The organism is Paenibacillus sp. FSL L8-0708, assembly GCF_038009325.1.
Taxonomy (GTDB): domain Bacteria; phylum Bacillota; class Bacilli; order Paenibacillales; family Paenibacillaceae; genus Paenibacillus_AQ; species Paenibacillus_AQ odorifer.
Genome location: NZ_JBBPBC010000001.1, coordinates 1,506,860 through 1,528,770, shown reverse-complemented (window position 1 = coordinate 1,528,770; position 21,911 = coordinate 1,506,860). Strand labels below are relative to the sequence as shown.

The window sequence follows — 21,911 nt, the reverse complement described above, 5'->3', positions numbered from 1 at the left end:
CCGCGTAGCCCTTTTTAGATGAAAAAAGGATAAAGTCGTAGATGTATCATTACTTCACACGATGGTTCCGAAAATATTCGGACCAATCGCCAGCGATCACAACAGTAACTGTATCTATTTTGGTATTGTACTCATTCTTAGCTGTGAAGGTAAATTTCACTGGACCATCGGGAAGTTTCACAAATGCTGGATCATATAATTCGCCTGTCCACAAGGTTTTGTCACTGTTCGTTGGATTTAGTTGCGTAGAATAACCTCCCGTCATCGTTACCTCAACAGTATCAGGTAGACCGGTTGCTATCCCTTGCAATATAAATCGCTCACCTGCCCAAAACACATTGTAGCCTCTTGGACTCTCCTCATTACCGCTCTTGTTCAAATTGTAGCCTTTACGGTTGTTATTCCATTCCTCTGTGTGCTGGACCCCACCTTTAATACTCAGCAGATTAACCATGAAATATTTACGCGCTGAGATATTACTCCAGTTATAACCATCAAAAGCTTCCACTTCCACGGCATATTTTTCGTTCTCAACCAATATTCCCGCGGGCACTTGCCACTGTTTGGCACTTGAATTTTGTTCGCCAGATTGAACCTTAACCATCCCTGTCGCCATGTTGATAATTTGTACCTTATACCGCTGTTGTTCATCTCCATCCTCATCTTGATAATCCCACTTGATGATTGGTGTAAGCGTACTTGCGATCATGGGCTTACTTGAGTCAGTACTTGTTGGGTACGTTATCGTTACGGTCGGTTTACGGTTGGCTACAGTGATACTCAGAGATAGCTCTCGATACAGTCCTAGAGAATCCGTAACGGTTTGTTTCAAGGTAAAGACGCCATTTGAGGTGAATTTCTTCGTAAATTCAGCTTGAGTACTAGCCAATCCTTCCGTCCCGTTAGATGATTTCAAATCATACTTATGGCTGATCGTATCTCCTTTTGGAAGGTCTGGATCCGTCGCTTTGCTCTTGATATTTAGAAGATCCGTGCGATAAATCGGCTCTTTGGCAGCATCTCTGCCTGTATCCGTGATAAGTGTGAATCCGGGCTGCGGCGGATTGTCGATGATAAACGTTTTTTCGTTAGATATTTCTGACCAGCTTAATTTGGAATAAGCCCGCCCATATACGGTGAAGTATTCAAATCGATTAAATGTATGGTTAGGGAGTTGATACTGCCGCAGCTGACCTGTGGTGTCAAGGTTTTCAACTGTCTTAACTAAGAGTCCGTCTTTCGAAAAAAATTCTAAACGGTACTTCTCCTGCGGATCACTCTCTGGGTCTGTATAATTCCATTTAATTAATGGATCTCCTTGTATTTCGGCATCTATAACGGATGGATTGGTTACGGTTCCCGCCGGGGTTATCAATGTCATTGAGGGCGCTAGATTTTTAGTAACACTCACCTTCAACGTAGCTATATTAGACTTATCACCGATCTGATCGATAACCCAGTGTTCCAATGTATAGATACCGGACTCAGGAAAATTAACATCAATACTAGGAGTTCGAAGCCATTGCGTAATGCCATCACTATCCGTTACTTTCCAGAAGTATTGCAGACTAGCGATGTCGGAGGGATCTCCATCCTCATCAAAAGATGTATATTGTCGGGTATCATATTGGAATACTGCCGATGGACCATTAATAGCAGCTGTTGGAACATGATTTTTAACAGTAAATACGCGTGTTGCATTGGAACTTAAAGCTCCAATACTTGAGGGATTAGGTACATCTGTTGCCTTAAGGCGCATTTCCCATCCTTCTGATATAGCCTGCTGCGGTGAAATTCCGTTTCCAGCAATAAGATCTCGTATCGTCAAAGATTGGTTGCGGTTACTGCCAGCATAATAATAAGGACTATTGCTGAGTTTGGCGTACCATAAATAAGCAAGCGAATCTCCATCTTCATCAGGCTCTGGTGTTAGATTATCCATTGTAATTACAGTGTCTCGATATACTTCAGCTTGCATGTTAAATGCTGCTGCGGGTGGGTGATTAATCACTTGGACATTTTGGCGATACCAATCTGACCATAAACCTCGGTTGTCATGCACTTGTAAACTAATTTGATAATTACCGATCCCAAAAGCTGCGATATTAGGTGGCGTTGTAGCTCCACCCCAATGCTCCCAAACTTTGTTCCAACCGTCTTTGATAACCGTCCAGTAATACACATCTAATGGATCATTATCCGGATCAAACGATTTGTCTGTTATGGTAGTAGCTTTACGATAGGAAACAATATTAGGATCAACACTAAATAACGCTACGGGAGGTAGATTACCTGCAGCCCCCACCGTCCTTACACACCAGTCGCTCCAGACCCCCAACCCATTTTCGCCATCGACATCACGTACTCTAAGGCGTATGTCATATTGTACAGAACTCGGTAATTGAGCTGGCGGTTGACCATCTGTCCATATTTCAGAATCAGTTTTTTTATACTGCCATTGCCAAGCTATAAGTCCCTTATTAACAGCCGTGATGTGGTCCAAATCGTAGGAACTATCTGTTAGCAGAAGAGATCCCCACGCCAGTTTGGCAGCAAACAATGCAATTGGCTTTCGATGAACATGATAGGTCATTGAAGATAAATTATCTCGGCTCCATAAACGATAGACATCGAATCTGTCATCGTTTTTAGGATTATCTCGTGCTTGAAAGGTTGCGTTATAGAGTCCGCTATATGGAAAGGAGGTATACCTTTCTGAACGCCATAACCCACTATCCGAAATGATACCCATCGAATTATCGAAGAAATACGGGTTATGGTCGTATCTATAGCGTTCTTGATATTTAGAATCTCCTTCATAGTCCTTGTATGTGGTTGATAAGTCTATAGGAGTGTTAATCAATATAAAGGATTTATTCCTAAGCCTATAGGATACATTAACGACCAACGATTTCTCATCCTTATAATTATAGGGATCCACAACCTTGATAATGATATTGTGTCGTCCGGGAGGAATTCCGTCTGCCAAAACATCTATTGGGATGGAAAACCATTTATTATTCAGTGCCTGTTGGACATTGACTTGTTTATAGAACACATTAGGAATTTCAGCACTAACGACTAGATCATTATTGTCCACATCTCGAACATATCCTTCGATATTCATACCACTGAATCCTGGCTCATTCAGTAGCTGCTGCTCGCTTGGTGTAGTCACTGTGAGCGTAGGTGCTGAATTTATTACTAGAGGTATGTTATCCCAATCATAATATACGTTGTTATGCCAACCATTCATCCATTCGTTAGGTTGGTGTTGCGCATCACTTGCTCTTAGTGCGACTTTAAGGGCTTTTGGAATGCCATACTTCGCTGGATAAGCATAACTTTCATAAAAAGCGGTTGTATTTCTATCAAGGTTAAACTGAAGACTATCCGAACTTTTCACAGGTGGCATTTCTTCAATTCTCCATGAGGCATCAGTAGCATAATCAGTATTACCACTTCCATCTGTCCTGTACATATAACTGTAAATATTAAGAAATCTAGTACGCTGCGTATCATAGTACCAATTAATATCCCCTGATGTTAAAACTACAGGCGCATCAGGTACATAATCGTAGCGCAGTATTCTTGTTGTTAGATCAAAAGTAATATTGGTTAGGGTAATAGCAGGCATATTCAAACTTAAAGATCCTATATTCCCCATAGCTGGCTCCCAAGGAGTTGTTTTATTAAATCCTTCAAGACGGATATCCATAAAATTGATGATATTTGGGTCACCTGTCGCCTCTACCTTTGCACTCCCCGAATAAAATTCAGGGAATGAAAGAAGTAGTAATACAAGGGCCATAAACGTTGAAATTGTTTTTTTTAATTTCTGCATCTCTAATCCTCTCTACCATGACCAATCGACATCAGGTGCCTGATTTTTAACCGTGAAGATCCGTTCGATCACATTTTGTGTAACTTCTGAATCTATGGATTGCCGATCAGCCTGCGTCACAAACTCCTCGATGGTCGGCTGGCCAAACTCTTCAAATACAGTTAGTCTTACTTCGTATTTTCCGACTTCCTTTACCTTGAGATTCAAACGATCTAAATTCTGATTATTAAAAATAACCCATGGTTCACCCGAAAAATTTCCGTTGTTATCAGAATCGTAGCGGTATTCCCAAAGCCTTCGAGCCACCATATCTTGGTCTGGTGAGTACGACATATCATCTATTGATAGGGTCGCTTGATTACCATCTGAAGGATTGCGATACACTGTTCCAGCCATCGTAAAGTATGCAAAAGGCTTCTGGTCTGGAGCTATGTCAAAAGTTGTTTCGTTTCTCGCAGTTAGCCCTAATGTATTCTCCACATAAATGGTTGCTTTATATTTCCCTGGCTTCTTGAATAGCACATCTTTGCTATATACTCCGTTCAGCGATCCGCTATATTTAATATCAGAATTCGTTCCACCTGATACGGCTGTGATCGTGAATTTAGTCTTAGCATCTATTAATGGGTAGTGGGTCGGGCTACTAACGTAACTTTGTATGATAACCTTTCGATTTTGCTTTAATGTACCATCTACCCTGATAGATGCATCTGGTTTTGGCTCAATGACATTAACCTCAGTACTAGTACTTCCAGTCATTTTGTCGTCGTCCATTACAGTCAAAGCAAGTGTTTGTTCCCCCAAATGGTCTTTATCATACCAAAGCGTTCCCCTTGGCAAAGTGCTCAATTCTCCCTTAGCATTAGGCGTATCCCAAAAGTAATCCGTAATATAACCATCGGGGTCATACGACCCTGCTGCACTGGCTACAAACTCTTGTCCTGCTTTTACAGTTTTGGGTGCATTTATAAGAGCTACTGGAGGTTTTAACTCTCTTGGTAGTTCTGGCGGTGATGTCGGACCTGGAAAACCTCCTCCCGGAGGATCTGAAGTTGTATACACTCCTGCTTTGACTGTAAAAGATTCTTTTAACAAGTCGAACTTACTTCTTTTGGTCACGACTTCATTCTTAAATCTCACTACTATACTTAGTTCGTACTCTTGACTATAGTTACTTTTACCTGCCACTTTCTCCTTCGGAATTTCAAACTTGAAAGTTTCGTTTGCCGTTAGAGTTTTGCTATACACCTTTTTTGTCTGGAGTGAACTGTCATTACCTTTCTCTTTGGCATAAAAAATCCATTCTGAAATGTTCGAAGTATCTTTATAGGATAGAAGTTCACCTTTCAAAGCGATTTTAACTGGTACATTCTTATTATCAAACTTAATTGGGTTTGGATTAGGTTGTTCTAGAATTGCGGAACCTGTGAGTGTAGCTTCATCTGGGAGACCGTATTCAAAGCTGACTGTTCCCCCGTAGCTGTAGGTGGTTACTTTGGCGTCAGCCTTATAATAATAATGTGTGTAAGCATAATATTTCCGACCTTCTGCTTTTCCAGTTAAACCCGTATTATCTTCAGGGTCCCAAGGTACCCCTGCAGGAATCATATAGTTCAAAATAATTCTTCCATTTTTAAACTTTGGATCTTGAGCATAAGAAGATTTCTTAACAACATAAGATTTTATAGTAGATTGAATAATATCTTGAGAATCAATAACTTCCGTCTTCGATCCGTTATACCACTTTAGGTATTCATTTTTTTGAAAAGGTCCTGCAGTTACTACCGTTGTTGGTGGATTCTTAGAGGGATAACCATCTGCAGCAGCTACGTCTTTTGTCTTCATTTGATCTTTGTATTCATCGTACTCGTTGATTTGCCATCTTCTACCGTCTGAGTATAACCATATTGAATTGTATATTTCAGACTCATAAAGCGACTCAAAAGAAGCTCTATAACCCTGAACCTCTTTTATATACTTTTGATTAGATACTCCCTTTAATGTAACCTTAATTTTCCCATTCTCAAGAGAAAGGTTGGTTTTTTCGTTAGATCCACTATATTTAAAAGTACCTGTCTTAACTGATGAACTAGATACTCCACTAGGAAGTTCCAGATAAAAGTCCTTAGCAGCATTGCTTGATCCTTGCAATCCTGTAGTAATAGGAACAGCAACCGAGATCAATTTCATCTCAGCTGCTTCTACTGAAATGGTTGTCATTAGGGAAGTGAGTAGCATAATGCATAGACATGAGATGATTATTTTTTTCATTCCTACTCTACTCCTGTGAGTTGACTACAAATTTCTCGTCAAATTCACCGCCATAGAACAAACGAATAACAAAGTATCTAAAGTCTTCCTCATACAAATAAGCTTGGTAAGTACTTAATTGCTCACCTGGCTTAATGGTGTAGTAATAAAAGGCTTCCTTACTATTTAATTTTTTCACATTAGCTTTGGGCCAAATTGTATCTAATTGAGATTTACCCTGTAAACTTAACGTCCATAATTTCTCACGATCATTCAATGATCTTTTCACAGTGTTTTTGCTGTTATTCTTAATAGTAATTTTAGTCCAAATAAAATACTTTGGGTTACTAACAAGCCCTCCAAAAGAATCATAATCATATTTCTTCACTAGATTTTGTGCATCTTTTGACTTGAAATCATAAATCATAAACTTCTCAAGCGTATAGCTAAGCCCACCTGCCGTAACCGTAACCGGCAACTCCAAATCCTTTTTCAAACCATATTTACTTAAGTTATCCCTCATAATAGGTACTGGTGTAGCAGTAGGTTTTGCTGTAGCTGTTGGTGTAGCCGTGGCTACTGGTGTAACCGCTGCTGCGTTAGTAATCACGTTCTGCCCCAATACCATGCTAAATAACATTGTCGTAGTCAAAGCTGCCCTTACAATGGTCTTCTTCATCACTGAATCTCTCCCTTTTCTTTAATTGGCTTTTTATTACTTATTGAACTTATACTCCTGAACTGCTGGTACCCTGATGGGCTGTTGTGTTTTGGATCTGGAGATCAGAACCGGGTGCTCCGTCTCAATGACGGCAATAACCGAAGGACCTGCGATGTATTTGGTTATGCCATATTCGCTATCCTCGTATAAAAGTGGAAAAGTCACGCCATCGGAATCGTCAATAATATCGAATTTCACAATTTTCACTTGTGTCTTAAAACGACTGCCCCCTTGGGGGGAAAGGCCGCTATCAAGGCCTAGATTGTTCTGTAGGGTTTGCTGAAAAGTATCGTACGCATCTTCGGGATCTATAATCAGACGACCACGAGTCAATTCGGTCTCATCTAATTCCTGTGCGGCATCGTGAACAGCGATATTATTTGCGTCTTTTAACATGCTGCGCAGCTGGTCCCACTCCTGATTCTGGATCTGAAAGAACCAGGAGTAGATAAAGATCAGTAGGACAAATGCCAGCTTAATAATGTAATCCATAAATTACGCTCATCCCTTAGTCAATCGAGATACTCACTCATAATTGATCCATGCCCATAATATCGAGTCGGCTGCGAAACCGTAGAAAAATTATAAGGAAACAGATTTATCCGCGGCGCGGTTACATACACATCAATTCGTTGCTTTCGCTCTTGAACGGTGTCTGTACTGCTAGTAATTTCTATCGAAGCTTCAGCAAATCCAATCGCCTTCAGATTTGAAATTACTTCATTCCGCATAGAAGCTGTAACCATCCCCTCTGTTGCTGCTTTTTGTGTGATATAGGACGTATTAGCTTTGACCTGTAAATCTAGCAGATAATCTATGTAGGAGAAGATAGGCTGCAGGATAATAAACAGGACTAGCCACATGAACAATGCCCGGAGGACGGTCTCCTTCATTAGACACGCCTCCTTCTAATACTGTTCCACTTGCTTAGTATGTGAGATGATATCGTCCTGACTGCTGCCGATCATATGCGTAGCTACCGTGACAAACATCCCCGCAATTACAAAGCCAATGGCCAAAAACATAGCGACGGAAATAGAGTCTTTTTTCATCTGACTTATACCGAAACGTGAGTCATGGACATAGTTAGTGCAGTCTGGCTGGAATCCAGCGGTTGAGTTAGAGATACCCCCGGGATCGTCGGTCTATTATCATCGGCAGCATTAATCACGTCACGCACCAGAGGAATCAAAATGGCAATTACGATGGCCACACACAAAAAACCGATAGCGATAAACAAACCTGTAGAAATAGCATCTTTTTTCATTGTTAATTTCTCCCTTTTTATTTTAGGTTTTAAAAATAAGGTTGAATATACAATTTTTCACTGGAACATGCCGACTCCATTAAAATTTCCTTTGATTAGCAAAATGTACTGCATCGCCATCGCAACGATCATCAAAAAAGTAGCAATCGATGGAATAACATTAATAATCGTCGATAGATCACCGATGAATGACCATTTTTTTAAATACTGATCGCTGGAGATTTTGGAGATAATCTTGCCTTGTTCACGCAAATAGTTTGCAGCTTCCGTGTCATCATCCATACCTTCTGTAGCCAGTAAAATGGACCGGATGTCATTAATAAAGTGATGGTTATCCGGAAATTTGGCACAAAACCATTCAATCGCCCCCTCCACACCCTCATCTACTGCCCGTTCTGACAGCTCATACAAGTCCTGACGTATATATTGAAAATGTCCCGCTGTACTCCCACAAAAAGCACCAAACTGCACATATCCGCGCTTACGTAGGCGATTATTCTCATAGAGGCGAATGAAGGAGATCAACTCGCCATCTTTTTGAATATTCGTCTTTTGGTGAAGCCACGCCAACACCCAACCAAGCGGAAGATAACGCATCGGACTGCTGATTACGAGAATAAGTAGAGCAATTAGAGGGTCATAGAATGAAAAAGGAACAGATCGGATGAAATTGCTGACGACTTGGCTAATTAAATAGATGATTGCCGCTGAATAACGAAATAGCGTAACTTTTCGAGCTGAAATTGATAAACCACATTCATTCAATAATTGCTGAAATCTATCACTCTGCACGCGTTCACCCAGCGCATTCCACCGTATGCCCAGTCGGACAAGATATCGTTCCTGCTTACAGCTGCTGCTCACAAACACAAGTAATGCGATATACACGATCCCGATCACTGTAATTAGTAGTAATAATCTATCCATAGTTCATCACCTTAGTGGTAGTCCAGTTTGGGCCTGGCAAGAATAGTACTGATCACAAAAGAGATAAAAAGGCCGGAGACGATCACCATCAAAAAGGAAAGGCCTACCTTAGTTTCGAACTGCAGTTGAAAATAGACATCGGGCTTCAGCATATACATAAAGGTTCCAACCGTAGATACCAGCACCAGAAGATTCCCATATAAGCCAAGGCTGATCGCATCTCTACTTCCTGCTTTTACAGTCAAAATCGTCTCTCTCTGCTGCTCCATAGAACGATTCAACAGCATTAGCGAGCTTTTTAAATAACGGGTTCCCTCCTTCTCGGCATAGAGCAAATCTGATATAAACTCTAAAGCGAAGGTGGTGCCAATCGCGCTGGAGAATCTCCCTGCCTCCTCAACAAGCTCCTTCTCATTACTGTAATTAGAAAATGCGGCACCTAGCAGCTTCAGAGGGCTCTTTAGTACATTTTTATCCGTAAGAAAATCCGCTGTCCGATCAAGGATCGAATCTACCGACAAATGTGTGAATTTGGTGGAGATTTTGACTACATCGAGGAGATCGTAGCTTCCATGTACCTTCCGCTGTGCATAGATGTATCTCATACGAAAATAAGGAATCGTCGCAGATATTACAGCTATAAAAAGCGGAAATCTCCACGCCCCCTGAATCGGCTGTCCCTCATTAAAAGTAATCCCCTCCAAAAAAGGATTGTTAAAACGCAACCTACCAGGGAGCTCACTAAGCGTCAGTAGTCCTGATAAGAAAACCGCAATAAACAAAATGGCTGTACGCATAACAAAACGCATAACGCTAATGCCCGGTTCATACTTCCGGTGTACGAAATAGAGAAGCTTGTCCAGATGGCGGTAGAGCCACAGCCTTTTTTTAACCGAGCTGACTCTTTTGCCAAAAATACTCATCTTATGTTTAATTCGAAAATCCACTTTCTGGACTACCTGCCGTAAATGCCTTTCGATGAGCAGTTTGGTGAGTAACCACAGTCCCCACGCAATCCATAAATGAAGGACAAAACGAAAAATATACAATAGTAAATCCATAGCTGCACCTCCTCACTCATTAAGTACTATCTTAGATTTCAAGCTTTCTTTAAGCGGCTGATCCATCGGCTTTGTTGAAGCAAGTCGTCCCAGCTCTTTTTGGACAATCTGCGTAGCCTGCGCATTTTTCTTAGTCATTTTCAGCATCAGATTTTTCGTCAGCTTGTCATTGTAAGACCAACACATTTCCTGCGGCTCCCAGCGCATAAGATCATTAGCAAACACTGAATTTCTATCCTCTTCGTAAAAGATTTCTGATATTCGCGCCAGCCGCTTCTTCCCGTTCGGAACACTCTCCAAAATAAACACTAGCTCGCATGATTTCAGCGCAGAGATCAAATGCCCCTTAAGACTCCCGCCAATTCTTGTCGACACAGCAAACGCACCTTGATAAGGAATGTCCTCCGAATCCACGGTGTGGAAGGTTCCGGTAATCCCGTCGTATCCTTTTTCCCCACTCCACAAATAAAATTCCCACTCGTTATAACGCATCTCTGTCGTAGTATATTTTCATTTCATCCATTATTTATTTTATTTTCATCGTATTAATTGCACATTTCATTCGCAGATTTTGCAGATTTTAATTCTCAGTCCAGATAAAAATAATATCGTTGTGGGGAAACTGTGGGGAATAAGAAATAAAAAGAACCGGCTTTATTCAGCCGGTTCAATGCCCCATATTTCAAGAAAATTTATTTTGTGCAATCCTTGATTTTCAGTCTGAACATGAACCCTACGGGTTGCTGCATCCAGCTTCACAATTTTCCCCGTCACTTCACCCATCCTGAACACAGTCAGTGTGTTCGTGCTCTTGCTATTCAACGCTTCCTGGAGACTCTCGCCCAATTCTTCTAAACCAAATTCATCATGTTTAGGTAGCATTGAATAATTCCATTTTGCATGAATTGTCATTTCACATCACCCTTTCGAACGTTTGTTCCTGTATTATACACGAATAAACGTTCGCATATCAATAGTTTCGAAGTTTAATGGGCCGGAACAACGGGTAAGGAAATTTTTCCTAAGCAGCAAAAGAGCCATCCAGGTTATCCCTGCGGCGGCTCTGCTATATGCTCCAATATATCTCCTACGCTTACGCCCAGGAACGTACATAGCTTGTCCAATGTGTCCAAATCAACGCGCTTAGAAGTGTCGTGATACAGCCCGGATACGGTATTGATCGCCAAGCCCGTTCCACGGACCACATCCCTTACTTTCAGCCGCTGCCGCCCTAATATCTCGCTCAAGTTATTTTTGATCATGTACAAACCTCCTTGAAATGAATATACACTAAATAATCCAAAGTATCAACAAGTTAATATTTTGTGTTGACTTGTGTATTATGAAGTGGTATATTTATATCAGGAAGTTGATACAAACCACTTCCGGAAAGGAGAGAAAACATGAAAGATTGGGTACAGCTCCTTACAGCAATAATCCAGCTCATTACCGCAACATTGCTGCTCAAGGACAAAAAGAAAGGAACCAAAAAACGCAGCCACCGCGGCAAACGTAAATAGGTTCCCGGAGAGTAAGGGTAGTGGCCCTTACTCTCCACCCAATCATAACAAAATGGCAATCGGAATGCCAATACAATAAACAGGAGGAATTAGTCATGCTGAATGTAATCACCTGGATTGTGATCGTGGCCGCACTGGTCCTGTCGATCGCCGCACTGTTTAAGTCTCGGGGGCGGCGCTAATGCAGCCCGCACACCTGAGACTCGCGGAGCTGTATCATCTGCACAAAGCCAGAGGGCTTACAGACGCTGAAGCCTTGGAACTGTGGCAATGTCTACAGGTCAATGCTCAATACTGCTGGGATTCCCTTATGCTGCGGCAGCTCACCAATTTGGCGGTGACTACACGGGACGACGATTGGTTCAGGGAGATAGGACGTCGTGAGGAAGCCCTACGGCTGACAGGGAGGGCGCCCACGTTATGAAATGGGAAGACTTGAAGCCTGGTATGTCGGTGCGGATCGCCAAGGGACACGGCAGTGGATACGGCGGACGGCGAGGGCGGATATTGGCAGTTGGCACGTTTGAAGGAAGCTTGAAGCGCATCGGCGCGCTGGTGGACATTGCAGAACCGCTTCTCGTGGTTATCGAGCCTGAAGCGCTGGAGGAAATGCCGGAGGATCAGTTGCCGCCCGGTTGGGAAGAGTTTGAAGTATAACAAAAAAGCCCTACCAACCATTTATAGGTTAGTAGGGCTTTTACGATTACACTTTATATGGGGCTATTTATTTCTTGGCAACAATAAACGACAGCCAGGCAAGCTCCGATGTCGTCAATGTCTTTTTGTCGATCTTAGTTAACCAAGATGTGTCCGAGATCGTACCAGCTGTCAGGAGCGCCTTAACTTGAGTGCTTAGCATTGTCCATTGATAATTAGTCAGTTCCAAAGTGTCATCCTCCTTGGTATTTTCGGATTCTTTGATTGATACGTCTGCTTTATTGAACAGATCGAGCTCCGCCTTACGCCGTCTTACTAGACCAGCCAAAACATTACCGCCGCCTTTGTTGTACTTAGAAATGTTCTGAGCGATCTCTGTTATCGTCCGCCCTACGCAAAGTTTTTTAAGGCTGCCGTTACCACAGTTGTAGCAAAAACTTGTAAGTGCATCAAATTGATTTTGATTGATCCATGATGTAACCGGCACATAGACCGGATCATTAACATATGCCTCGTACTTTGCCAAATCAGATACAAACATGCTGTCAGCCTGTGCCTGAGTGATGGTCATGCCCTCTTTCACATCCGAACCATAATGCCCCCAACCGATGGTCCAATATTGTTCGGTCGGAACCGGCTTGTACGCTTTCAATCGGCAGCCCTCAAAAGACTTGATAAGGGAAATTCCCACTTGCGAAATTTTGCGTCCCATTACTCATCACCCACTTTACGAGACTGCTTGACCAGTTGGTTACCATATACAGCTACAGCACCACATAGGATGCCTTGTATAAAGCTTGTAATGACAAACCCTAACATTAGTACTGCAAATACAATGGCCATTAGCGTAACGATGTATACAATACTCCAATCTGGCACCTTCGGCGTTTTTTTCAGAACATAGCCTATGATCCAACAAGCCACAACAACAGCCATTAATTCGGGATTAATAAACTCCATAACTGCATTCCATTCCATTACAAATCACCTCTTCTATTTTCTTCAAATCGGTCAAGCCGCTTGTGATACGACTTAGAAGCTTCTTCAATACGAGTCACACGCTCTGAAAGTAAATCAAATCTCTGCCCCTGTGCTCGCTGCTCTAACCGCATATCATCGACGCCCCGCTTGATATACTCAACGTCAGTACGAAGTGACGCACCATTACCAGCCTCTTGTGCAACATCCTTTTTAAATGCTTGGGTTTTCCCCATCCAGCCCAAGACAATCCCACTTACTGCCGCAATCATTGCTACGATTGTTGTAGGCTCCACACCCGTTTCCCCCTCAATATAAATAGCCCTCGGGGATCCGAGGGCTCAATAAAAGCGCCGCATTGGGCGCCAACATTATCTATTCTTCTTCAGATAGGAATTCAAGTCCACTATCAACCAGAATTTCTTTTACTCCTGGTCTCAAAGTCGATGGAACCTCAATATATTTGGTCTTACCTAAGATTACGCGCTGCGCAAAAAACATAGCCATCATGATGTCACCCCCTTTCCTCTTTGACATGAACCAGTAAAAAATGCGCGCTATCATTGGTATATCTGCATTGCCATCTCAGCAATGATATCCTCAATAAAATCGGCACGTTCAGTTATTGCGTTGTTCTGAGCTTTTAAGAGCATATTTTCTTTTTTTAGCATCTCAATTTCTGAGAGTTCTCCGGGCTTCGTCAACTCCGCAATCTCTTCTGGTGTTAAGCCTTCGACCCAAAGGTTATCTGGCATCATAGGTGGCATATAGATAGGCTGCTCGCCTTGTTCTTCGCCTTCTGCATAACTCTCCCGCCAATCGTGTAGCTCGTCGGCATAGTCGCTCTGTGCCTCTAGTACAGCGTCCTGATATGCTTCCCATGCTAATAGATCAAATCGAGGATGATACAATCCTGTGGGCATCGGAACACCTACAAGATAACCGATGATCTCTCTTGGCTGTTCTGGTTCTTCTGGCGTGTCCGGTTCATCTTCGATCTCTTCATCTCCCGGCAGCTCAGGAGCTTCTTCCTGCACTGGCTGGGCATAAATAGGGACGACCCCTATTAAAGAGTCGTCCGGTTCTACATCTTCTATATACAGTCCGTTTAGGTCTACTTTCGATACTGCTTTTCTCATGATATCGCCTCCTTTAATCTAACGGAAACCGTAGACCATCAAATATAATATTTTGTTTTGCGTTGACCTCTGTTGTTATATCTCCATTTACACCTACTGACACTGCGCTCGACGTTGGATCTACTTTTGATGTCCATGAGGATGTAAGCATTCTAGTGATTCGCACAGGTCGAAACTGCGTCGGCAAATTAAAAATCTTTGTACCCGCTGGTACGTCAGTAATGTTGTAATATACGTACCCACGAAATTCAATAAATCCTTTATTCACGCGATAAGCTAAATCGAAGGCAGTAAATCCGCTTAGCACTGCGGACGGTGTAATCCAAGGCCCTGCATCCTTCTCCGCTTTCTTGGCAGCTAACACACTAACGGTTGAGCTTATCTCTGTCACTGCATCTGTTAAATCATGAATTTGCATCTTCTCAGTGGCGGCGTACGCTCCTGATACCGAAGGTACTGGTGATTTATCTAGTTTGATGTAAGAGACGCTGTAGGAAGTAGCTGTATCGTAATTATCCGTCCATGCATAACGTGTACCGTCTGCTAACTTATCAATATTCCAAAAATCAGGCAGACTGTTTTTAAAAACTTGTTTAATTTCGGAGGCGCGTTTTTTCAGGCTAGAATCTCCACCATTGCCTGCGTCATTGAGTCCAATGTAGTACACGTCTGATAAAGCATTTTTCTTTGGTCTCGCAGGCTCCCTCGATATATAACCACTGCCTAGCTCGATAAAGTTATCGCCTTCGAGCAGAGAAAGAGCGCCATCCTCTTGTACCGTCTCCGTGGTCGGTGTTGCTAGACGGTATAGAAGTTGATACGGTGTCCAGCCCGAAGGTATTGTTGTTGGCAATACTCCTACCGGATTGCCAGCACTCAAAATCTCGACCCATCCTTTTGTTTGTCCGGCCGTACCGTTATATGGATTTGTAGCCACTCCGCTAGCGCCATTGTACATCCGCCAGCCATTAAAATAAGCCTTAATTTCGTCAGATGTAGGAGTGTAGGAGTCCCCCCAACCGGAATCTGTGATGGCAATAGTAATGTATAATACGCCATTGTAAAGCGTTGATTGATCAGCAGCTGAATAAACACCCGCTGAAGGATATAAAGGGTATCCGTTATACTTAGTCACTCGTTCTGATGCGTTTATGCCACTAGAAGTTGGTAAAATAACGCGTACACGTTTGAAACCTGTATAATTCGTATCGAATAACCACGACCAGTCACCCACAAGATTGGATTTACGCCATAACCTCGTCACCTCATACCGCCCATTAACCTCACGCAGTATATCCGGATCGCTGCCGTCATTTGGGTTAGCGTGTAACTCTACTCCACCAAAAGAGATAGGAGAGTCTTCGCGGGGCTGAAACGGTGTGGCGACGTTGCCGAGTTCGAGTTGCCAGTTTTTGAACCTATATACTCCATTGATTTCATTGGACAAATACACTCTAATTTTAATCGCATTAGCTGGGGCAGGGCCTATATTAATACTACCGCCAGTCATGGGCAAAAATGATTGCATAATATTTTGACCATCGCTGCCAAAAAATCCGCCATCAGCGTAGGCGCCTGCATCTACGGTATCCATGCTAAAAGTATATTTTTGTCCAGGTATAACCGGAAAATCAATGTAGGAAGTGTTGTATATGCCTTGTGCCGTAAGCGTCATATCATATGGCCCGTTCATCTTTGCGTTGGCGTGCAAACTATCCGGCACGCTTGGCAGCAAATTACGTCCATACCGTCTAACCCATAACCCATCTACTCCATTAATACCAGGAGGTACATAAGGCAATAGAGCATCAATAGCAGCACCTGTGATCGTGGTTCCGATGGCTGCATAGTCTGTTGCGGATACGGCGTATAGGCGTAATTCATCGTAATATACCGTGCTTGCTCCCGCGCTTCCATAACCAACTACAATCCTCAACCCATTGCCAACCAAAGAATTGTTTACTGGTAATTTAAGAGGTACAAACTGCCAACTACCAACAATACTTGTGTTTGGAGAGGTTGAGTATCTTATTGTATTTGTCCCCATATCATATAATGCAATTGTCGGGGCTCCCGCAGTGTAGGACTCAATAAATACCCAAACACCAAATACATATTGCAGCGCCTTATCAATTTGAACTGAGAAGTCACGCGTCATGTAGCTCCCGCCTGTTGAACCCGATGCCATCTTAAACGATGAAGCACCCGATTTTTTCTGAGCGGTAGAAATAGCCGGGAGTGTTGACCCAGCCAACGACCATCCCGTTAAACTCTCTCCACTCCCAGCCCCACCAAGTAAATCTATTAACGTCCTACCCTGTACCTTTAATCCTTGTAGTCTAGCGTTCTTTGTTGCGTTTAGAATTTGCTGTCCAGCTGATAGGATGACTGCTGTAGTAGCTTCGGTATCCATTCTCTTTCTGTCGTCTGCACTCATAAGCCCCGGTGCTGTAGTTGTTGCAACAGGAATAGGATCAGATCCACCAGTTAAATGACTGGATGCATGAGCGCCAGGAGCAGCGGTTCCTGTTGCTGTTACAATCATAGTCTTTGTAGCTGGGTTATTCGTTACTGTGATCCCTGTACCACCAGTAACTGTGAGCGTGTCTGACTTATCTCCAGCAGGGATATTATTGACCTGAGAAAATGCTTTCTGATTGACTTCTGCGCCCGCCTGAATACCCGCTAGCTTGGTATGTTCCGCAGCACTTGTATGCATATCACTGTTGTTCATGTGTGTATTAGCTGCCTCCAGCGTAGTAGCCGGGGCTGTACGCCAGGATGACTTGCCGGTGATTGCTTTGATCATGTTGGCCAGCCAGCCCAGCAGGGTTGTAATCGTTCCGGTGTCTCCTGTCGGAGCTGTAGTGTCTGCAATAGTTCGGTTTCCTATCACGGTGTCTGAAGCAGATCCAGCCCCACCAGCTCCGGTCGTGATCCCCGCCAGCTTGGTCTTTTCGGCTAAGGTGGTATGAAGATTCCCATTGGCGATATGACCATCAACCGTGGCTTTGTTCGCATCTGCTTCCGTAGCCACGTTATTAAAGGCTGTGTTGATATTATCAAAGTCCTCACTAATCTTCTTGCTGCCGGTAATGCCGCCATATCTACTTATTGGCATCGGATTTACCTCCTTTCTTCAATGCTGCTATTTGTGCTCTACGGTCCTCTATCGCCTGACCTATGCCGTGAAGAATTGTTTCCTCCATATCCGGCTGATAGGCTATGACGGCCATCATAACGGCGCAGATCTCAGGGACTGGCTGGAGCGGGTCAATCTCAATCAATACTTTAGGTTGGATAATTGCCAAGGGTATAGCCTCCTTCGTTTTTTTAAAGAGGAAAAACCTCCCATTCTGTCGAAATGTACTCTCTGAGAAGGGAGGTACTCAATTTGATTACAAGTTACATAAGCCTTGCGATAAGTGCCATAGCCTTGTCTCTTGGACTCTATAATTGGAGACAATCTTTGGTTAAATTCAGAGCCGCATTTACACTAAGAGAGCTTCCCGAAGGTTGCTGGAACGTTATGTGCACGGTGACAAACGATTCGTCGAGATCTATAAGCGTCATCAAAGCCTACATTATTTCTAATAAAGATATAATGACCCATTTGACGCCGGAAAAGGCTACCAGGGGAACAGATTATTTTTATAGACTCGATGGACAGATCATTGCCAGAACGCCTGACCCCACTTTTTTTCCACTTACACTTACTGCTTATCAAGCAACTATTATTAATAGGGTCGTCACACAAAAACCAAGTAACAGCAGTAGTTATTTGGTGATTGAAACAGCCCGGAAGAAGATTAGAATTAAACTTACCACTTCATAACTATTGCAAGCACATTTAAAGTCACTGCTGCCGCTGCCAATAAAACAATAAAGAATTCGCGGTTCACAAAATACGGAAGTGAATCGCGCAATCTTTTCTTATGCATTGCAATCCCTCCCTTAGATATTCAGCGACCCGCCGCCAGTGCCATGCTGCACTTCGTTGATAGCCTTAACAGCCGCCTTGCCCAGTTCTGTCCCGCCAACCTTAATCACTACATCATGGCCGAAATGACGTTGAAGCAACTTTTCCAATTCAGCCACAGGAACGACTCTTTCCGGATTGACATTACCTATGGTGGCTAAGGTTCCACTATGAGCAAGGCCACCAGATCCGCACGCAGGAACCTTCGGAATATCCGGTAGCCCTTGCACTACCTTGATCAATTCAGCAGCAGCCCGCACCAAATCCGGAAAGTTATCTTCTTCCAAACCAATAAGCCTACTAGTACCATAGAGTTTGTTATCAATTTCTCTTAAAAGGTGAATGGCTGTTTCCTCGGCTTTAATTTTCAGTTGGTTCATGCTAATCTTCTCCTTTGGCTCCAACACAAAAAGCCCCGCCAGCTTTGGCGAGACTCTGTAGGTTGGATATGTTATTTTTCGAGCGCTGTCACTTGAGCTTGTAGAGCGGCGATCTCTGCATTTGCAGCGTCGATCTCCGCTTGTATTGATGTTATTTGCTTTTTATAGTTATCAATGTTCCATCGAAAAATCTCTTTATTGCCCTCAGAAGTCGATGCTTCGATATCCTTCTCTATCTTTGTTATTTTACCCTGAATATCAGCAATGGAGTCCTCTTTGCTCTTTATAGAGTCCTTTTGTGTCTGGATCTGATCCTGAAGATATTTAATGCGGATACTTACATTTACTTCTTCACCATTAATATCCACCGTTTTATTTGAAGAATCAGACATAATGATTTTCTTCCCCTCCACTTTCAGTTCTGAGCCAGTCGCATCAGCCACAGCTCTCACAGGAGCGTAGGCCGATCCATTTATAATAACCGCATCCGCTACCTTTACGCCTGATTTCTCAATTGTGAATAGCCCTTGTACCTTTTGCCCTATTAATCCAACTGAATCCGCAAATACGGAAGTACCAGCAAACAGCAACGCCCCAACAATTATACCGGATATGAACTTTTTCAAAGTGAACACTCCCTTGGAAATATTATCTACTCCTATTATCGTCATACATTGATAAAAGTTTCAACTTATTTAGGAATGTTAACCTGTGCCAACATCGTTCCACTGGAACTCCACAACTTAAGATTTCGCGTCGCGGAATCGAAGGTCATATTAGTTGCCTTGCTATTCAACTCTGTTTGCAATCCTACAAGTGTACTCTGGAGATCATTAATACTTGATATCTTTAGTCCATATGCATTTGCTGAAGTGAAATCAACATTACTACTGAAGAAAACTCTGTCACTGAAAGAAAAGATCTGCAATGCCCCCACGGCATATAAGAATGAGAAGTTGTCTTCTGTATACATCCCCGCAATCTCTTGACCTCCTGATCCCCAAAATCCCACTCCTCCGTAGTTGCCCCTACCATCATTAGCTATCGATACTCGTCTAACACCATTAGCATCATAGGACCTTAATCCGGTAGGAGTTACTTCAATCCGCTGGCCACTAGCCGCGGTCCGTATCAATGCACCTGTGATTGTTCCTCCGCTTATAGTAGATGCTGTAATGGCTCCACTGAAATTCCCATCTACCCCAACCAGCGTCCCAGTAAAGGTACCTCCCACAGCAGATAGATTCCCAGTAAACGTACCGGATGCAGCCTGTAAAGCACCTCGGAAGGTACCACCTGCTGCATTAAGATCACCACTGAAAGAACCCGTTGCCGCAACCAGCTCCCCTGTAAATGAACCACTAGCCGCTTGCAGCGCACCCTTGAACGTCCCCCCAGCGGCTGTAAGGTCACCAGCGAATGTTCCCTTAGCAGCCGATAAGGAGCCACTGAACACACCATCAACACCTTCGAGTGTCCCGGTAAACTTTAACCGGTTGGCTTGGGCATCGTAATGTAATGCTGATTGGCCATTCACCTGCCAGTCCATCGTATCCGAATTGAGGGTTAGCTTGCTCTTGTGGTCTTCCCTTTCTATAATCAGACCGTTTTCCCGTGTCACGGTCATACCGTAATAGTTCCGACCTTCCTTAAGAGCGGTCTTATTGAGACTATTAATAGCCTCTTTAATCGTCCCACGCGCCGGAAACTCACTTTGTTGTTCTGATTGGGAAGGCGCCTCGATGGTCATTCTTAAACCGCCGCTGAAAGTGAACACCTGGTGCATAATGAGCGTTTGATAGTCCACGATCCCATTCCAAGGAATATCTGTCCCGCTCCAGGTGGACACCGTTTCTAACCAGCTGCTACCCTCGTATCGTTCGAATCCAATAACGTCACCATGTTCCAGCTGCGGATAGCCCATGCCCTCGATCACGACAGGTAAATAAGCGAAGCCGTTCAGTGTGGCCAACAGATCATTAACCATCGCCTGTGTAGCAAATGGGTTGATCAGCTGCAGGGTATGATTACCATCTCCACTCCCCGCCTCATAGCTCAAATCATCTTCTGTATTATAGGTGACTACTACACGGGTAAACGTTTTGACGGGATTGGTCTGCTTTACCCGGCTATAATCGCTGGCTGTCATTTCAAACACAGGCACAGCAGCAGCCGCGAAGCGTTTGAATTTTGCCGTGCCATCTTTACCGATAAACACGCTGGCACTGTTAGCTGATGCGATGTACGCCATCATCTGCCTATAGGTAAATCCCGCAGGTCCGACTTCAATTACATAAGACGGGTTAATGACCACACTGCCGTCATAGGTCCAGCCAAGACGCTGCAACATCTCATTCCAGATCGCTTGCATTGTAGCTGGATAGGTTAGTGTAGATACGTAAATATCATCCGCGAACACCAGCTTGTCGTAACACACAAATGTCCATACATCATTGATCTTTTCGCGGGAGTCTACGAAGAATTCTCCAAGAGGCATCCAATCCGTCCCTGTGCCCGTCCAAGGCACGTGAGTATCTAACCATGGATAAGTAGCTTCTAGCCAAGTCAATCCCGCTGTGGTCAACGACAGGTACGGCACGATACGAGCATTAGCTGGAATGATTTCATTAGTACGCAATTTTATGGTCAGTTTGGACGGAATTGCATTCCCAATCTCGAAACCACTGGACAGTGAAAGACTATTCTCAATGCTAAAATCTACGATTATACTAGAATCGTAATCTTCACCATGCACCGTAGCCTTGACGATAAACTCTCGATCTAGCCGCCGTAAGTAATCCGCATATAGCGGTGATATTGGATACATGGCGTTACTGCTCTGTCAGGGTGATTTTAAGCCCCGACCACAGAATGTCATTACCCTTTGCCACTGCAAATGCTGGGTTTCGGTTACCTACATAAAATTTTCTAGTTTCGTAGACTCCACTCATAGGATCTGGATAGGTTACGCTAAAAAAAGAATCTGCCATGGATTTCATGAGAGCAGACATCTCAGCCCAATTTAAAATACCGAAGGTCATGTCTAACTGTCTCATGACACGTATTCGATCCCGGTGCAGTTTGCCATCCGCTGTCCGGATAGATGATTCCCCATCATCTAAGTCAATGAGCGTAGGGACAAACGTGGCAGGGGATGCGGCTATGGTCGTGCCGTTAATTTTAATCAT

At 43.4% G+C, this 21,911-nt stretch carries 26 protein-coding genes; 3 read left to right on the top strand and 23 right to left on the bottom strand.

Annotation, left to right across the window (positions count from 1 at the left end; genetic code table 11):
• Window positions 1-49: 49 nt before the first annotated feature.
• From NYE58_RS07110 to NYE58_RS07055, 12 genes are all read right to left on the bottom strand, one after another.
• The gene (locus tag NYE58_RS07110; RefSeq protein WP_341001488.1) at window positions 50-3,844 is read right to left on the bottom strand and encodes a glycoside hydrolase family 78 protein; all 3,795 of its coding nucleotides are present in this window, start codon (window positions 3,842-3,844) and stop codon (window positions 50-52) included.
• Between the two features lie 12 nt (window positions 3,845-3,856).
• On the bottom strand, window positions 3,857-6,115 hold the full coding sequence (locus tag NYE58_RS07105; RefSeq protein ID WP_341001486.1) for a PKD domain-containing protein: 2,259 nt from the start codon (window positions 6,113-6,115) through the stop codon (window positions 3,857-3,859).
• A gap of 7 nt (window positions 6,116-6,122) precedes the next feature.
• A complete protein-coding gene (locus NYE58_RS07100; RefSeq protein WP_076224690.1) occupies window positions 6,123-6,773 on the bottom strand; it encodes a hypothetical protein in 651 nt (216 codons plus the stop codon).
• A gap of 36 nt (window positions 6,774-6,809) precedes the next feature.
• A complete protein-coding gene (locus NYE58_RS07095; protein ID WP_076224687.1) occupies window positions 6,810-7,307 on the bottom strand; it encodes a hypothetical protein in 498 nt (165 codons plus the stop codon).
• A 20-nt stretch (window positions 7,308-7,327) separates the two neighbouring features.
• Complete coding sequence (locus NYE58_RS07090) at window positions 7,328-7,708, bottom strand: hypothetical protein (protein WP_076224684.1); 381 nt, start codon at window positions 7,706-7,708, stop codon at window positions 7,328-7,330.
• Window positions 7,709-7,723: 15 nt separating this feature from the next.
• The gene (locus tag NYE58_RS07085; RefSeq protein WP_162636675.1) at window positions 7,724-7,867 is read right to left on the bottom strand and encodes a hypothetical protein; all 144 of its coding nucleotides are present in this window, start codon (window positions 7,865-7,867) and stop codon (window positions 7,724-7,726) included.
• Between the two features lie 5 nt (window positions 7,868-7,872).
• Complete coding sequence (locus NYE58_RS07080; RefSeq protein ID WP_076137569.1) at window positions 7,873-8,082, bottom strand: hypothetical protein; 210 nt, start codon at window positions 8,080-8,082, stop codon at window positions 7,873-7,875.
• 57 nt (window positions 8,083-8,139) lie between these two features.
• Window positions 8,140-9,009 carry a hypothetical protein gene (locus NYE58_RS07075; RefSeq protein WP_341001485.1) on the bottom strand — a complete coding sequence of 290 codons (870 nt, stop codon included), beginning with the start codon at window positions 9,007-9,009 and terminating at the stop codon, window positions 8,140-8,142.
• A gap of 11 nt (window positions 9,010-9,020) precedes the next feature.
• Window positions 9,021-10,070: a hypothetical protein gene (locus NYE58_RS07070; RefSeq protein WP_340888970.1), complete on the bottom strand. Its 1,050-nt coding sequence runs from the start codon at window positions 10,068-10,070 to the stop codon at window positions 9,021-9,023.
• A 12-nt stretch (window positions 10,071-10,082) separates the two neighbouring features.
• On the bottom strand, window positions 10,083-10,562 hold the full coding sequence (locus NYE58_RS07065; protein WP_340888969.1) for a hypothetical protein: 480 nt from the start codon (window positions 10,560-10,562) through the stop codon (window positions 10,083-10,085).
• 162 nt (window positions 10,563-10,724) lie between these two features.
• Window positions 10,725-10,982 carry a YolD-like family protein gene (locus NYE58_RS07060; protein WP_341001484.1) on the bottom strand — a complete coding sequence of 86 codons (258 nt, stop codon included), beginning with the start codon at window positions 10,980-10,982 and terminating at the stop codon, window positions 10,725-10,727.
• Window positions 10,983-11,116: 134 nt separating this feature from the next.
• Window positions 11,117-11,332, bottom strand: a complete 216-nt coding sequence (locus NYE58_RS07055) for a helix-turn-helix domain-containing protein (protein ID WP_341001483.1) — start codon at window positions 11,330-11,332, stop codon at window positions 11,117-11,119.
• Window positions 11,333-11,771: 439 nt separating this feature from the next.
• Here NYE58_RS07055 and NYE58_RS07050 point away from each other — a divergent pair, with 439 nt between their 5' ends.
• Together NYE58_RS07050 and NYE58_RS07045 are read left to right on the top strand one after the other, a co-directional pair.
• Window positions 11,772-12,014, top strand: coding sequence for a DUF7667 family protein (locus NYE58_RS07050; protein WP_341001482.1), 243 nt, complete (start codon window positions 11,772-11,774; stop codon window positions 12,012-12,014).
• Complete coding sequence (locus NYE58_RS07045; RefSeq protein ID WP_341001481.1) at window positions 12,011-12,247, top strand: hypothetical protein; 237 nt, start codon at window positions 12,011-12,013, stop codon at window positions 12,245-12,247. Before NYE58_RS07050 ends, NYE58_RS07045 begins: the two co-directional genes overlap by 4 nt.
• A gap of 67 nt (window positions 12,248-12,314) precedes the next feature.
• Here NYE58_RS07045 and NYE58_RS07040 read toward each other — a convergent pair whose 3' ends face one another.
• From NYE58_RS07040 to NYE58_RS07010, 7 genes are all read right to left on the bottom strand, one after another.
• A complete protein-coding gene (locus NYE58_RS07040; protein WP_341001480.1) occupies window positions 12,315-12,959 on the bottom strand; it encodes a lysozyme in 645 nt (214 codons plus the stop codon).
• Window positions 12,959-13,225 (bottom strand): phage holin family protein, encoded by a 267-nt coding sequence (locus tag NYE58_RS07035; protein ID WP_076214255.1) that lies wholly within the window; start codon window positions 13,223-13,225, stop codon window positions 12,959-12,961. Before NYE58_RS07035 ends, NYE58_RS07040 begins: the two co-directional genes overlap by 1 nt.
• Complete coding sequence (locus NYE58_RS07030) at window positions 13,225-13,521, bottom strand: hypothetical protein (RefSeq protein WP_076214253.1); 297 nt, start codon at window positions 13,519-13,521, stop codon at window positions 13,225-13,227. Before NYE58_RS07030 ends, NYE58_RS07035 begins: the two co-directional genes overlap by 1 nt.
• Before the next feature lie 79 nt (window positions 13,522-13,600).
• Entirely contained in the window at window positions 13,601-13,762 is a 162-nt protein-coding gene (locus tag NYE58_RS07025) for a hypothetical protein (protein ID WP_341001478.1), read from the bottom strand.
• 23 nt (window positions 13,763-13,785) lie between these two features.
• Window positions 13,786-14,364, bottom strand: coding sequence for a hypothetical protein (locus NYE58_RS07020; RefSeq protein WP_341001477.1), 579 nt, complete (start codon window positions 14,362-14,364; stop codon window positions 13,786-13,788).
• 13 nt (window positions 14,365-14,377) lie between these two features.
• On the bottom strand, window positions 14,378-17,485 hold the full coding sequence (locus NYE58_RS07015) for a hypothetical protein (RefSeq protein WP_341001475.1): 3,108 nt from the start codon (window positions 17,483-17,485) through the stop codon (window positions 14,378-14,380).
• Window positions 17,472-17,675, bottom strand: coding sequence for a hypothetical protein (locus tag NYE58_RS07010; protein WP_341001474.1), 204 nt, complete (start codon window positions 17,673-17,675; stop codon window positions 17,472-17,474). Before NYE58_RS07010 ends, NYE58_RS07015 begins: the two co-directional genes overlap by 14 nt.
• 83 nt (window positions 17,676-17,758) lie before the next feature.
• On the opposite strand from NYE58_RS07010, the gene NYE58_RS07005 reads away from it, so the two are divergent.
• Window positions 17,759-18,199, top strand: a complete 441-nt coding sequence (locus NYE58_RS07005; protein WP_340888949.1) for a hypothetical protein — start codon at window positions 17,759-17,761, stop codon at window positions 18,197-18,199.
• 119 nt (window positions 18,200-18,318) lie between these two features.
• On the opposite strand, the gene NYE58_RS07000 is transcribed toward NYE58_RS07005, so the two are convergent.
• From NYE58_RS07000 to NYE58_RS06985, 4 genes are all read right to left on the bottom strand, one after another.
• Window positions 18,319-18,723 (bottom strand): hypothetical protein, encoded by a 405-nt coding sequence (locus tag NYE58_RS07000; protein ID WP_340888948.1) that lies wholly within the window; start codon window positions 18,721-18,723, stop codon window positions 18,319-18,321.
• 71 nt (window positions 18,724-18,794) lie between these two features.
• The gene (locus NYE58_RS06995) at window positions 18,795-19,349 is read right to left on the bottom strand and encodes a hypothetical protein (protein WP_341001473.1); all 555 of its coding nucleotides are present in this window, start codon (window positions 19,347-19,349) and stop codon (window positions 18,795-18,797) included.
• Window positions 19,350-19,414: 65 nt separating this feature from the next.
• Window positions 19,415-21,550: a hypothetical protein gene (locus NYE58_RS06990; RefSeq protein ID WP_341001472.1), complete on the bottom strand. Its 2,136-nt coding sequence runs from the start codon at window positions 21,548-21,550 to the stop codon at window positions 19,415-19,417.
• A gap of 4 nt (window positions 21,551-21,554) precedes the next feature.
• Entirely contained in the window at window positions 21,555-21,911 is a 357-nt protein-coding gene (locus tag NYE58_RS06985; RefSeq protein WP_341001471.1) for a DUF6711 family protein, read from the bottom strand.